The sequence below is a fragment of the Fusibacter sp. JL298sf-3 genome, from assembly GCF_053842995.1.
In genome coordinates, this window is record NZ_CM132608.1 from 2,387,575 (window position 1) to 2,401,831 (window position 14,257).

At 49.8% G+C, this 14,257-nt stretch carries 13 protein-coding genes; all 13 read left to right on the top strand.

Going from position 1 to position 14,257, the window contains the following annotated elements; translation table 11 throughout:
- Positions 1-186 precede the first annotated feature (186 nt).
- The 13 genes from ACR6HW_RS11285 to ACR6HW_RS11345 all read left to right on the top strand — a co-directional run bounded on the left by ACR6HW_RS11285 (position 187) and on the right by ACR6HW_RS11345 (position 14,256).
- Positions 187-1,362, top strand: coding sequence for a TolC family protein (locus tag ACR6HW_RS11285; RefSeq protein ID WP_455727829.1), 1,176 nt, complete (start codon positions 187-189; stop codon positions 1,360-1,362).
- A complete protein-coding gene (locus ACR6HW_RS11290) occupies positions 1,359-2,483 on the top strand; it encodes a hypothetical protein (protein WP_455727830.1) in 1,125 nt (374 codons plus the stop codon). The genes ACR6HW_RS11285 and ACR6HW_RS11290 overlap by 4 nt, the downstream gene beginning before the upstream one ends.
- A gap of 90 nt (positions 2,484-2,573) precedes the next feature.
- On the top strand, positions 2,574-3,119 hold the full coding sequence (locus ACR6HW_RS11295) for a DUF4358 domain-containing protein (RefSeq protein WP_455730882.1): 546 nt from the start codon (positions 2,574-2,576) through the stop codon (positions 3,117-3,119).
- A 3-nt stretch (positions 3,120-3,122) separates the two neighbouring features.
- Positions 3,123-4,499, top strand: a complete 1,377-nt coding sequence (locus ACR6HW_RS11300) for an MBOAT family O-acyltransferase (RefSeq protein WP_455727831.1) — start codon at positions 3,123-3,125, stop codon at positions 4,497-4,499.
- A 17-nt stretch (positions 4,500-4,516) separates the two neighbouring features.
- On the top strand, positions 4,517-5,638 hold the full coding sequence (locus tag ACR6HW_RS11305) for a DHHW family protein (protein ID WP_455727832.1): 1,122 nt from the start codon (positions 4,517-4,519) through the stop codon (positions 5,636-5,638).
- 168 nt (positions 5,639-5,806) lie between these two features.
- A complete protein-coding gene (locus ACR6HW_RS11310; RefSeq protein WP_455727833.1) occupies positions 5,807-6,961 on the top strand; it encodes a double-cubane-cluster-containing anaerobic reductase in 1,155 nt (384 codons plus the stop codon).
- Positions 6,961-7,737: an acyl-CoA dehydratase activase gene (locus tag ACR6HW_RS11315; RefSeq protein WP_455727834.1), complete on the top strand. Its 777-nt coding sequence runs from the start codon at positions 6,961-6,963 to the stop codon at positions 7,735-7,737. Before ACR6HW_RS11310 ends, ACR6HW_RS11315 begins: the two co-directional genes overlap by 1 nt.
- Positions 7,738-8,109: 372 nt before the next feature.
- A complete protein-coding gene (locus ACR6HW_RS11320) occupies positions 8,110-8,985 on the top strand; it encodes a lipoate--protein ligase family protein (protein WP_455727835.1) in 876 nt (291 codons plus the stop codon).
- Between the two features lie 3 nt (positions 8,986-8,988).
- The gene (gene pdhA / locus ACR6HW_RS11325) at positions 8,989-10,074 is read left to right on the top strand and encodes a pyruvate dehydrogenase (acetyl-transferring) E1 component subunit alpha (protein ID WP_455727836.1); all 1,086 of its coding nucleotides are present in this window, start codon (positions 8,989-8,991) and stop codon (positions 10,072-10,074) included.
- Positions 10,075-11,052 carry an alpha-ketoacid dehydrogenase subunit beta gene (locus ACR6HW_RS11330; protein WP_455727837.1) on the top strand — a complete coding sequence of 326 codons (978 nt, stop codon included), beginning with the start codon at positions 10,075-10,077 and terminating at the stop codon, positions 11,050-11,052.
- A gap of 9 nt (positions 11,053-11,061) precedes the next feature.
- Positions 11,062-12,417 (top strand): dihydrolipoamide acetyltransferase family protein, encoded by a 1,356-nt coding sequence (locus ACR6HW_RS11335; RefSeq protein ID WP_455727838.1) that lies wholly within the window; start codon positions 11,062-11,064, stop codon positions 12,415-12,417.
- Positions 12,418-12,440: 23 nt separating this feature from the next.
- On the top strand, positions 12,441-13,826 hold the full coding sequence (gene lpdA / locus ACR6HW_RS11340; protein ID WP_455727839.1) for a dihydrolipoyl dehydrogenase: 1,386 nt from the start codon (positions 12,441-12,443) through the stop codon (positions 13,824-13,826).
- A 214-nt stretch (positions 13,827-14,040) separates the two neighbouring features.
- On the top strand, positions 14,041-14,256 hold the full coding sequence (locus tag ACR6HW_RS11345; RefSeq protein ID WP_455727840.1) for a FeoA family protein: 216 nt from the start codon (positions 14,041-14,043) through the stop codon (positions 14,254-14,256).
- Position 14,257: the final 1 nt, after the last annotated feature.

Here is a 14,257-nt window from a genome sequence, read left to right on the forward strand (position 1 = left end):
ATGGACGCCTATTATACTGATGTCGTATAGCGTTCACAAGTAAAGCAAGTCCCCCTCATAGGTTGGCCACGGCGTTAAAGGCGCATGACTATGCACCATGTGGGCCTGCCTAAAGCAGCTGGGAACTTTATTTGATAGGAACGAGAGGCGATGCGGAATGCTAAAGAAATCAATTGGGGAGGCGACATGTTAAAGAAAGTAAAGAGAGGGGTCTGCGCTGTTTTGATACTCTGCTTGTCAGGGGTGGGCGCGCCGGTTTTTTCAGCAGATGAACTGACGCTAGACAGAGAGACCGCTATAGAACGGCTTTTGAACGAAGGCGGGCTCGTCGAACAAATGGATCGAGCGCTGTCGGATTTTGAAGACGCCTATTGGCCTGTGCGCAATGCCGCGGCAGAACAACGCTCTTTTCAAGACGACTACAATCAAATCGTTTCTTTTATGGGCGATCGGCTGCCCGATAGTTTTTTTCTAAATCATGAAGAGCAATTTAACAGCTTTTATACCATGCGCATACAGGAGGCGACGCTAGAGGCGCAATACGCGAATCTAAAGCTCGATCGCGACCGCCTTCGGGAAACGGCTGCAGCGCAAATCGACGGGGTGCTCCCGACCCTCTTACAGCTTCAAGCCCTGCTCGAAGTGCAGGAGGCGAGGTTGGCGTTAACCCAGAGGGAACTGGCGGGCGTTACAAAAAAATACGCGTTGGGACAGGTGTCCCAAAATGCCCTTTCCCACAAAGAAAAGGAAACGGCTATTTTAGAAGAAGAAGTGGCCATAACGACGCGTCAGGTTGAAAATCTCGAGTTGCAGCTCAAAAAAATGTTGGCCATAGAAGTAGAGACCCCTGTTCAGTGGCGCAACAGTTACCGCTTGATGACACACGCGCCGCTGGAGCCGGTGGACACCTACATCGCCTCTGCACGGACTGGGCAAACGGCGGTGTTAAAAGCTGAAAATCGTTTGGAAGGTGACGAAAAGGCGCACCGCCTGTATCGAGAAGTGTATTACAACCTCACCGACCGCGCCCGTGCAGAACTGACAGCTCAAAATTCAAAGCAGGCGCTTGAAACGTTGAAAACGGAAATCGAGATCTCCGTACGAGACGCTTACCGAGATATTGAAGGCAAGCGCGAAGCGCTGGAAGTAGCCAAGTTGCGTCTTGAGAACGCACAGGCGACTTATCAGACGCAGCGAACGCAACGCGCATCGGGACAGATAACGGCGCTGCAACTGGAAAGCGCGTATCTCAATACCGCAATGCTTCAAAATGAAGTGATGCAAGCTCTGGCGGACTATCAACTGGCTGTCGAACAGTTTATAACTGTAAATAGCAAAACCACTGAAGGAGAAGGACAATGAAGAAAAGAGGCCTCGCATGGTGCCTGTTGGTACTGTGCCTAATAAACGGTGCAGCTTTTGCAGATGCGTCTGAAGTCATCACCTATTACCCGCTTACACAATTTATCAACAGAGCCGTCGAAGTCGATCCGACCACTAAAACGCTGGAAGCGGAACTCGAAATCTTAGAAGAGGAACTGAAGAAACTTGAAAAAGACAACAAAGACCGTTCCAAAATCCACAACGACGCCGACGCGTACGTGGCCATTTACATGGACCTCGAATACAAGCCCAAGGCGAAGGCTGTGGCAATAGAGCAGGCGAAGCGCAAAATCGCCTACAGATCGAAAGAAGTCGCTTGGGAAGCGACTAAGAAATACTACAGTTTGAAAAACGCACAACTGGACGTCACCGAGCAGAAGAAGGCATACGACAAAGCAGTGGCCGATTACCAACTTAAAGAAAAAGCGTTTGAGAAAGGCTACATAACAGCAGCCGTACTAAAGAACTACGAAATCGCCAGAGAGAGTGAGGCGCTCGCCTTAGAACGCGCAGAGCGGGCACTGTCACTGGAGCAGATGACCATCAATGCGTATTTGGATCAAACCATCGATAAGGAAATGCAGTTGCCGTCACTGGTCAATACCGATATCCCCCTTGAATCCTTTAAAGTGGATATGGCGTTAATCGAACAGACCGAAGCGGTTACAGCGGCAAAAGAGGCGTACGACCTCGCCGTCTACAAACTCGATGTCTACGACCGGCACATGTACAACAGCAAGCCGCAGCTCAGTGACAAAGCGCGCTACTACGAGTCGCCGACGGGTTACTACGACGTGAAAAAAGCCGTGGCAGATGCAGAAGAAGCCTATGAAAAGACTAAGCGTACGTCGTACATCGATGCATTAGTGGACCGGAACGCGTGTCTCAATGCGCGGTCTCAAGTGCGTATTGAAACTTTGAAGTTTGAAAAGGCAGAGATGGACTACGAAGCGGCTAAAGTCAGACACGGCCTCGGGCTGGTAACCGATGCTGAGAGAGACGACGCCTATTACGCTTACAAACAGGCGCTGTACGCCAAACGAGATGCCGAAAGGGCACTTTATTACCAATGGCATGCGTTCAAAGGGAACTTTTTATAAGAACCCGTCGTCTAATTAATGAACGTTTGGGAAAGGCGTAAATAGAGAGAGCGCCTTTCCGTTATATGGAGGAGGTTTATTTTGAAAAAGATGAAACAGTGGACCAGTGTGTTGGTTCTTCTGACAGCCCTTGTGGTTTTTGTAGGCTGTACAGGTGGGAATGACGACAAAGCGACGTTGGGTGATGATTTCTTATTGATGGCACATGGAAATGTCAAAGAGGCTTATGGCGAAGATTACATGCCGAGTATGCCAATCGACGATGTGTACTTACAGGAAATTTACGGCATCGATCTCGAAATGGTGGATAAAGTCATTGCAGAAGGGCCGATGATGAGCGCCCATGTGGACACCTTTATCGGCATTAGAGCCAAGGAAGGACAAGCAGATAAGGTGGAAGAAGCGCTAAACGCCTACCGAGAAAATCTGGTATCGGAGAGTCTTCAATACCCTTCAAATATCGCAAAAGTTAACGCGTCGACAGTTTACAGAGTTAAAGACCACGTCTTTTTCCTCATGCTTGGAGCGATGGACTACGAGACAGAGCGCACCGAAGAAGAGGCACTTGACTACGCCAAAGAGCAAGTTCAAATCGCCGTCGATGCCATTGATGAAACGGTTAAGGAGATTGAATAACCCATGGTATTTAGCAGCTTAATGTTTCTATTTAGATTTATGCCATTGGCACTTTTGGCTTATTATATAGCACCCCGTTTTATGAAAAATGGGGTGCTGTTGCTCGTTAGCCTCATTTTTTATGCATGGGGAGAGCCCAAGTACGTTTTAATTATGTTCCTTTCCATCGCGGTAGATTACATAGCCTCCAACGGCATGGCGCGGTATCGGGAATCCAAATTTAAGAAAAACGCATTTATGGCGCTTTCAGTAGCCACCAATATGGGGCTGCTTTTGACGTTTAAGTACACCAATTTTTTTATTGAAAACATCAATTGGATCGGCGGTTTTTCACTGTCGCCTGTGGCGCTTACGCTGCCGCTGGGGATTAGTTTTTATACTTTCCAGACGATGTCGTACTCCATTGACGTCTTCAGGGGCAAGGTGGCGCCGGAGAAGAACCTCATCGACTTCGGCGCGTACGTCTGCCTGTTCCCTCAGCTCATTGCAGGGCCTATTGTCAAATACGTCGATGTTCAAAGAGAATTGAAGCAACGCCGTATGAACCTCGATCAGATGACCGAAGGGGTGCGCTACTTTATTATGGGGCTTTCGAGCAAAGTGTTAATCGCCAATCCCATGGGTCAACTGTGGAACGACGTCACTGTCCTCGGCGTCGACCAAGTGTCTACGCCACTGGCTTGGATTGGGATTATCGGCTTCGCCTTTCAGATTTATTTCGACTTCAGCGGGTACTCGCTAATGGCCATTGGCCTCGGCAAGATGCTCGGGTTTGAATTCCCTAAAAACTTTGACTTCCCCTACATGTCCAAAAGCATTACGGAGTTTTGGCGCAGATGGCATATGACGCTGGGCAGTTGGTTTAGAGAGTACGTCTACATCCCGCTGGGCGGCAACCGAAAAGGGGTGCGCCGTCAAATGCTCAACTTGTTTATCGTGTGGTTTTTAACGGGGTTTTGGCACGGCGCCAGCTGGAATTTTATCTTTTGGGGCCTCTACTTTGCGCTGTTCTTAGTTGTGGAAAAAGTCTTTTTGCTCAAGCGCCTAGAGCGGTACCGAGGGTTCTCCCATGTGTACGCCATGTTTGTCGTGCTCATTGGATGGGTGATCTTCGCCAACGAAGACCTCAGCGCCCTAGGGGCGCATCTCAAGAGTTTGTTCACCTTAAATGGCGGAGACGATTACAAGTACGCGCTCTCTCAGTACGGAACGACCCTCGTCTTAGCGGTATTCTTCTCGACGCCGATAATTAAAAAGATTTACCAGCGCCTTGAAAACCGACCGATTTTGGTTGGCATCGGCCTTATGGCGTTGTTTGCGCTATGCGTTGCTTATTTGGTAGACGCCAGCTTTAACCCGTTTTTATATTTTAGATTTTAGAGAGAGGAGAAGGGCCTATGAAAATAAAAAAACAACACCTGCTCTTTTGGGCGTTTGCCGTGGTACTGCTCTTGCTCTTCGTACTCGACGTTACTGGGGAAACCGTCGCCTTTTCAGATATGGAGAACCGCTATCTGAAGACCCGGCCGAATTTTTCGCTTAAAGCGCTTTTTTCGGCTAAGTACACAGCGGATTACGAAGCCTATGTGGACGACCAGTTTGTGTTTAGAGAGACGTGGATGAAAGTCAAGTCTTCCGCTGAACGCATCCTCTTAAAAAAGGAGAACAACGACATCGTCTTCGGCAAAGACGGTTACCTGTTTAACAAGTTCCTCGAGGTCCCGGTGCACTATCAGAAAAACCTCGTTGAAATCAAGGCGTTTTCTGAGCGGTACACCGACGCGACAGTGCGTTTTGCCCTCGCGCCGAACTCTTATGCGGTGCTGAGCGATAAAGTCCCTGAGGGCCTTTACAATGTCGATCAGCAGGCGGTGATGGCGACCAACGCCGAGAAACTCGGTCCTCGGGTTCAAATAATCGACCTATACGAGCCGCTGGAGGCGGCAAGGGGGGCTGAAATGCCGCTCTATTTCAAAACCGACCACCACTGGTCTCTTTACGGCGCCTACACGGGGTATGCGACTTATGCGAACGCCATTGGCGCCTCGCCGGTTCCTTTTACCCCGGAGACCATCCAATCGGTGCCGGATTTTTACGGGACGTTTTTCTCAGCTGCCAAACGGTTTAACAGCGCACCGGACACCTTGTATTACGACGCCGCGCTGTCAGAAGCCTATACGGTTACCATAGGTGACGAAATGCCGTCGTCGATTTACGACCTGTCCTTCACAAAGGGGCGCGACAAGTACGGCCTGTTCTTGCACAACAACCCGCCGCTCCTTACCCTCGAGAACAAAGCGCCTGACGCCAAAGGCCGTTTGCTGGTGTTTAAAGATTCGTACGCCAACAGCTTTCTGCCTTATGCCGCACAGCACTATGCAAAAGTGGACATCGTCGACTTGCGCTACTTCAACGGCACCGTTACCGAGCTGATGAAAGCACCCTATGACGACGTGCTGTTTATGTACAACTTTATAACGTTCTCACAGGACAAAAATTTAATCAAGCTGCGCTTTTAAGACGCACAATAAAGAAATGTCGCCTCCACGGCGGCATTTTTTATGGGTATAAAAATGCGTTATAATATCTCTAAAAACATAAACAACGCCGATTAGACTTTGTTGTCGTTTTAACATAGTATAGAACATGAGGATTAACAACTGTTCATGTAAAATGGGAGGAAAACTATGGAGTTAAGAAAGGCGTTACCAGACATATTTGATCAATTTGCGGAAGCTCGCAAAAACGGATTTTTAACAGCCAAAGCGTTAAAGGAAGAAAATGTTCCAATGGTGGGCACATTTTGTACGTACATGCCCCAAGAATTGCCTCTTGCAATGGGTGCGGCAGTGGTATCGCTCTGTGCCACATCAGACGAGACCATCGGCGCCGCCGAAGAAGATTTACCGAGAAACCTCTGTCCGCTGATTAAATCCAGCTACGGTTTCGGTAAAACAGACAAGTGCCCTTACTTCTATTTTTCCGACATCGTGGTGGGCGAAACCACTTGTGACGGGAAAAAGAAAATGTACGAATACTTAGGCGAAATCAAACCGGTACACGTGATGCAGCTACCGAACACACAAATCGGCGACGACGCGTTTACCCTGTGGAAAAACGAAATCATTCGATTGAAAGACGTATTAGAGGCTCAATTTGGCAAAGAAATTACCGAAGACGCCATCAGAGAAGCCATTCAGCTTAAAAATAAAGAGCGCAAAGCACTCAAACGCTTTTACAGTCTCGGTCAATTGAACCCACCGGCCATCAGCGGCCAAGACATCTTAAAAGTGCTCTACGGCACGACTTTCAAATTCGACCGCGCTGCAAATATCGAAGAAGTCGAAGCGCTAACCGACAAAGTGCTCGAAGACTACGCAGCGGGCAAAAAACTCGACAAAAAGCCACGCGTACTGATTACAGGCTGTCCAATTGGCGGCGTCACTGAAAAAGTGGTTAAGGCCATCGAAGACAATGGAGCGCATGTGGTGTTCTTTGAAAACTGCATGGGTGCCAAGGCGATAGAAGATTTGGTAGATGAAAGCAACCCGGACGTGTACGAGGCACTTGCCGAGAAGTATCTGAACATCGGTTGCTCGTGTATGACGCCGAACAACAACCGACTAGACCTGTTGTCTCGCGCAATAGACTTATACGAAGTGGATGGCGTTGTAGACGTGGTGCTTCAAGCTTGCCACACTTACGCCATTGAGACGCTGAGCATTAAACGCTTTTGCAACTCTGAGAAAAACGTGGCGTACACCAGTGTTGAAACCGACTACTCAACTTCTGACATCGGCCAGTTAAACACCCGTATGGCGGCATTTGTGGAAATGTTGTAATGATGAAAGCCATCGGTATTGATTCGGGGTCGACTACGACAAAAGGGGTTGTGATTTGTGGGGATAAAATCGTTCAGACGATGCTTTTACCCACAAGCTACAATCCGAGACAGACTATCGAGACGGTCTATTCGACATTAAAGGGAGACGACGATGCGGTGGTGGTGACTACCGGTTACGGTAGAGAACTGCTGGATGCCCGAAGCAAAGCGGTGACTGAAATTACCTGTCACGCCAAGGGCGCGCGGTTTCTCGCCCCAGACGTAAAAGCTGTGGTGGACATTGGCGGGCAGGACAGCAAGGTGATTGCACTGGACGGCGATTTCGGCGTAAAGGATTTCCTGATGAACGACAAATGCGCCGCCGGCACCGGTCGCTTTATGGAAGTGATGATGCGGATCTTGCACAAAGACCTGTTGGAGCTGGACGGCCTTATTGACGGCGTCGAGCCCGAGCCCATCAACAGCATGTGCGCGGTGTTTGCCGAAAGCGAAATTATCGGACTCCTCGCCGAGGGCAAGGAGCGGGGCGCCATTGCCATGGGCGTGGTGGACTCCATCTGCAAGCGGACGGCTAATTTTGCAAGGCGCGTCGCCGTAGGCGACAAGGTTTTCTTCAGCGGTGGTTTGGCTCAGAGCGCCGTGGTGAAGGGCACACTTGAAAAATACCTCGGCGTGCCGGTAGTAACACATGATATGGCGCAGTTTGTGGGTGCCGTCGGTGCAGCGGTAATCGCCAGGGGGGACGGTTCTTTTGTGCCAAGAAACACTAAATAATGGAAGTGCGAATCGACAAAGGCGGGTTGTGGCCTAGTCTCTATCGATTCAGTAAAAGGTGACTGATAACGGTCGCCTTTTTTCATGCGCATAAATCGAAGCCTTTGCATGCGTCGAGCAAAGAGGGGATCGAGACAACTATCTGGTGAGTAGCAGCAGTGCACAAGGCGGTTCTTTTGGGCGTATCGCCTCAAAAAGGCGCCTGCTGATAGCGTCGCGGCCAGTGAACGAATATGGAAAAAACTAGTTGATTCTGGCACAAAAGAACCGTCCCCTTTAGTTACATTTTCTTAATGAAAATAATTATCAACTAGATGTGTTTATAAAAGCTTATTCGGGTATAGAAAGAATAACAAGCGAGGTGAAAACTTTATGGGAAAGTCGTTGGTATACCTTTCGCCGCACAAGGACCCTTTTTTGAACCACGCCATTGAAATGACTCTATTCAAAGCGTATGAAGCTTATGAGTCTATTTTAATGCTATGGGTCAACGCGCCGGCCTTTGTGCTCGGCCGAAATCAAAATCCTTGGCGTGAAATCGACATCGAACAAGCAAAACAACAGAATATTCCGATTCTCAGACGCTATTCCGGTGGCGGAACCGTCTATCACGACGAAGGCAATCTTAATTTTTCCTTTATTAAGCACCATCAAAAATACGATGAGGCAGCACAGTTTCAAATGGTTATCGATGCGGCAAAGAAACTTGGCATACCGTTGGCGTTGTCAAACCGCAAAGACCTTCTGTGTTGTGATAAAAAAATTTCTGGGAATGCCTTTTACTTAAAGGGTAAAAGGAGAATGCACCATGGCACACTTTTAATCGGCGCGGATCTCGAAGCCATCAAAGGGTTGCTCAAAGCAAAGGATCCCGAGCATTTGAGCCGCTTTACCAACATGAAATCCGTCGCCTCAGTTTCCAGTCCGGTGATGAACTTAAACGCGTATGTGCCGTCGCTAACAGTGTCACAGATGATTAACGCCATTGTGGACACTTATTACAAAGCGGCCGGTTACGACGCCGACGTATTGGAAGACGCTGAGCTCTTTGAGCGTCACCGATCACATATCGACCAAATGGCAGAAGACTTGAAGACTTGGGAATGGACATTTGGACAGACGCCGTCGTTTGACTACAGAGCAGACGACAACCGGATTGTAAGTGTGAAATCCGGGAAAATAATACCTAGTGGTGTGCTTGAACCCACCGTGGTTCATCACTTGGAGAACAATCATTTTAGGAGGTAACGTATGTTTTTAGAAAATTATGACCCACTTAAAGACGACATGATTCAGATACTCGACAAAGACGGGAAAGTGGTAAGACCGGAGCTTTTGCCGGAGCTCTCAGAAGAAAAATTGATTGAAATGTACAAGACCATGCGCTTTAGCCGCATTATTGATGAAAAGACCCTACAGTATCAAAGACAAGGGCGTATGCTTACCTATGCGCCGAACCTCGGGCAGGAAGCCGCCCAAGTGGGGTCCATAGCAGCTGCTGAGAAAACCGACTGGGTGGCACCGTCGTTTAGAGAGCTCGGTGTTTGGCTTTACAAAGGCGCACCGCTCAAGAACATCTTCCTCTACTGGTTTGGAAACGAGTGGGGCATGCACATGCCGGAAAATGTCAAGATGCTTCCGGTTTCCGTGCCGATTGCCTCTCAAATGCAGCACGCCACCGGCCTCGCCTATGCGAGCCAGTACAGAGGTGAGAGCGATATTGCACTGGCCTATGTCGGCGACGGCGGTACGAGCCAAGGCGACTTCCACGAGGCGCTGAACTTTGCAGCGGTTAAGAAGACGCCAAATGTGTTTATCATTCAAAACAACCAATTTGCCATCTCTACGCGCAGAGGCATTCAAAGTATGACCAAAACCCTCGCCCAAAAGGCTCTCGCCTATGGTATTCCGGGGTATCAAGTAGACGGCAATGACGTTCTCGCCATGTACGTCGTCACAAAAGAAGCCGTGGACAGAGCGCGCGGCGGCGACGGACCGACCTTGATTGAGGCCTACACTTACCGCATGGGGGCTCACACCACCTCAGACGACCCGACCGTTTACCGCGACGATTCAGAAGTCGATGCATGGCGCGACAAGGACCCTATCGACCGCTTTAGAAAATACCTTATGGCAGAGGGCATCTGGGATGAAGAAAAAGAAAACGCTTACACCGAAGAACGCAACCAATTCGTTAAAGAAGTCTTTGAAGAAATAGAAAAACAAGGTGTCGTCGACATTGAAGACGTATTCGACTACGTTTATGCTGAAAGAACACCGCTACTCGAAGCGCAATATCAAAAGAAGAAAGCATTTTTTCAAAAGGAGGGCAAGTAAATGTTAGTACTTAATCTCGTAGAGGCATTAAATAACGCTATGGACGTCGCCATGACTGAGGACGACAGCGTCGTGGTATTTGGCGAAGACGTCGGTTTTGAAGGCGGTGTGTTTAGAACAACTAAGGGCCTACAGGCCAAACACGGCGAAAAGCGCTGTTTTGATAGTATTCTCGCGGAGTCGTCAATCGTCGGTTCCGGTATCGGTATGGCCATTAACGGTTTAAAGCCGGTGGTTGAAATGCAGTTTTCGGGCTTTATGTTCCCGGGATTTAACCAAATCGTCACACATGCAGCGCGTATGCGCAACAGAACCAGAGGCCTTTACACCGTGCCAATGGTCATCCGTATGCCATATGGCGGCGGCGTTAGAGCGCTCGAGCACCACTCTGAGAGCCTCGAGGTTTTATTTGCGCACACGGCGGGCTTAAAAGTGGTTGTGCCGAGTACGCCATACGATGCCAAGGGCCTATTGCTCGCGGCAATCAACGACCCCGATCCGGTTATCTTTATGGAGCCTAAGCGCATTTACAGGGCGTTTAAGCAGGAAGTACCGGAGGAATTCTACACAATTCCAATTGGCAAAGCCCGAATTGTCAAAGAGGGCAGCGACCTCACAGTGGTCACTTGGGGCGCCATGGTGCGCGAAACGCAAAAGGCCATTGAAAAGCTTGAAAAAGAGGGCCACAGCATCGAGCTCATCGACTTGAGAACGATTTCGCCAATTGACAAAGACACCATTATCGAGTCGGTTCAGAAGACCGGCAGATTTGCAGTGGTACACGAAGCGGCCACCAGTTTCGGTCCGGGGGCCGAGCTCATGAGCATCGTCAACGAAGGGGCGTTTTTATCCCTCGAGGCACCGCCGACTCGAATCGGCAGCATCGATACCATTGTACCGCTTCCAAAGGGCGAGCACTACTATGTACCGAATGCAGACTGGATTGCTCAAGAACTTAAACCTGTACTCGAATTTTAGGAGGTTCATATGTTTCATGTAAAATTTGCAGACATCGGCGAGGGCATACACGAAGGTGTGCTCCTCAAGCATTTCTTTAGCGAAGGCGACGAGGTCAAAGAGGGCGACTCCCTCTTTACCCTCGAAACAGATAAAGTTAACGCGGAAATTCCGTCACCTGTTGACGGCACCGTGAAAAAAATTAAATTTGGCGAAGGCGATGGGGTGAATGTCGGTCAAGTCATCTGTATTATCGACGACGGGCAACCCGGTGAGCGCTCGAATATGTCCGAGGGCGAGGACCTGGTACCACTGGACGGTTCAGCGCCTGTAGAGGCGTCTAGCGAAGCGCCGAGGGAGACGGAGACCGCCGGGGAAGACGGCAGTACCTCTGTGGTTGGGGCGATTGAAGTCTCGTCGGAAGTCATCGCTTCCAGCAACGAAATCGGCGAGAGCAAAAAGGCAAGTGCCACGGGCAAGAAAGTTTTGGCGACGCCGGTAGCGCGGAAGATGGCCAAGGACCTCGGTGTGGATATTCAAAAGATCGAGGGATCCGGGCCGCAGGGACGCGTTATGAAAGCGGATATTCAGCGCGCTGCAGATGCCGGTCAATCGCAGTCGACTTCTAAACCGCAAACGGAAGTGGCAAAACCGCCGGTAGGCGGCAAACACGCTGTACCGGAGACGGAGGGCACCACGCGCGTACCGATGACCATGCTCAGAAAAACCATCGCTCAGAATATGACGCTTTCGAAGTTTTCAATTCCGCATACGGCGGTTATGGACGAAATCGACGTCAGCGACCTCGTGGCGTTTAGAAGCCGTGTCAAAGAAACGGCGCAGGCACAGGGCATTAAGCTGACGTACCTCGCGTTCTTTATCAAGGCGATGATTAAAGGGCTCAAGGCCTACCCATACCTCAACGCATCGCTGGATGAAACCACTGATGAAATTGTGCTGAAGAACTTCTTCAACATCGGTATCGCCGTAGATACGCCAGACGGCTTACTCGTACCGGTGATTAAAAACGCCGACCGCCTGAGCATCTTCGAACTGGCGGAAGCCATAGAAGATCTCAGCGAAAGAGCGCGAGAGAAGCGCTTGACCCTCGACGAGCTGTCGGGCGGAACCTTTACCATTACCAATTACGGCGCTGTGGGCGCGAGCTTCGGCGTTCCGGTCATCAAGCACCCTGAAGCCGGTATTTTAGGCGTCGGTGCCATTGTGAAGAAGCCGGTTGTCGTCGACGATGAAATCGTCATCCGAAGCATTTTACCGGTATCGCTGTCCTTTGACCACCGCATTATCGACGGTGCTGACGCCGGCCGATTTGTCGGCGAAGTCAAGCAGTTGCTCGCAAATCCGGATTTACTCTTATTACGTTAGACAGAAGCTGAAGGAGGCGTATTATGAAATCGTATGATGTCATTGTAATAGGCGGTGGGCCAGGCGGCTATGTGGCGGCGATTAAAGCCGCCCAGCAAGGTCTGAAAACCGCACTTGTAGAAGGACATAAAGTCGGAGGCGTCTGTCTCAACTACGGGTGTATTCCGACGAAGACGCTGTTGAGAAGCGCCAAAGTGTATCAGGAAATTATGGAAAGCGCCGAGTTCGGCATCGACTTGCCGGCGGGCACCACACCGACGGTCAACTGGGACAAACTCATGAACCGAAAAGGCAAGGTCATCGATAAAATTGTCGGCGGCGTGGAACAGCTTTTAAAATTCAATAAAGTCGACGTGTACAGGGGCTTTGGAGAAGCCCTAGACGCGAAGACCGTGGTGGTGGGCGAAGACAAATTGTCGACAAAGCATCTGATTCTCGCCACGGGGTCCTCTGTAAAAGTACCGGATATTCCGGGGATACAAGAGGCCATGAAGGCGGGGAAAGTCATCGACAGCACCGGCGCCATTCAACTTAAAGAACAACCGAAGCGCTTGACGATTCTCGGCGGCGGCGTCATCTCCGTCGAGTTCGCGACCCTCTTCCGCACACTGGGCACAGAGGTCACAATTCTTCAGCGTTCGGACACCATTTTAAAAATGCTCGACAAAGATGTGCGCGACGTGATGCAGCGCCATCTTAAAAAAATCGGTGTGGCCATAGAGACCGGCGTATCGCTGAAACGCGTCGACGGTGCAAAAGTGGTCTATGAGAAGGGCGGCAAAGAGCTGTCCGTCGACGGGGACTACGTCTTGGCCAGTCTCGGCAGAAGCCCGAACCTCAAAGGGTTTGAAAAACTTGGCATAAAGACGGGCAAGAAGGGCGTCGAAGTGGACGACCATATGCGCACCAACGTCAGCGGCGTGTACGCCATCGGCGATATGTGCGGCAAGATGATGCTGGCGCATGTGGCGTCGGCAGAAGCGCTGGTGGCCGTAGAGGCCATTCTGGGCAACAAGACCACCATTGATTACAAGAAGGTGCCGTCTTGTATCTACAGTTTCCCTGAGGTCGGCGTCATCGGCTATTCCGAGGATGAGGCCAAAGAAGCCGGTTACGATGTGGGAACGAGCACATTCCCGCTTAGTGCCAACGGCAAAGCCATGGCAGAAGGCGAGACCACCGGTTTCGTGAAAATTGTTCACGATAAGAAGTACGGCGAAGTCATCGGGGTTCACATTGTGGCATCGCACGCGACGGATATGATTTCCGAAGCGGCAGTGACCATGGAACTGGAAGGGACGGTTCACGATGTGGCGAAGACGGTTCACCCGCATCCGACCCTATCTGAAATCGTGATGGAAGCCGCACACGGCGCCGTCGATCAACCGATTCATATGATAAAGCGCTAAACTCAATAGAATTTTACAACCGCTTTGGAGAGCACCTGTCTCCAAAGCGGTTTTTTTATGCCAAACGCCGTGCCTTTTACCTCTGTTAAAGAAACATTTGTCCAGAATAATTTGTCTAAAATAAAAAATATTTATTGAGGTTGATAATCAATTTAACTAGTGTTATAATCTTAACTAATTGTGCAAATGAAAGTCATTATCTTTTGGAGGGGCTATGTCTTTATATGAATTGGGAAAAGAAACAACCTGTTTGGTGCTGGAAGTACCTGATGAGGTGCTTTTGCAGTCATTGGGCCTTAGGGCGCAGATGACGGTGACGGTTTTAACGCGTCAGCCGTTTGGAGGACCTGTGGTCGTCAAACTTCGCAATCGCAACATTGCTATTGACAAACACATCGCAGAAAAAATCAAAGTGAGGAGTGTGACATAAG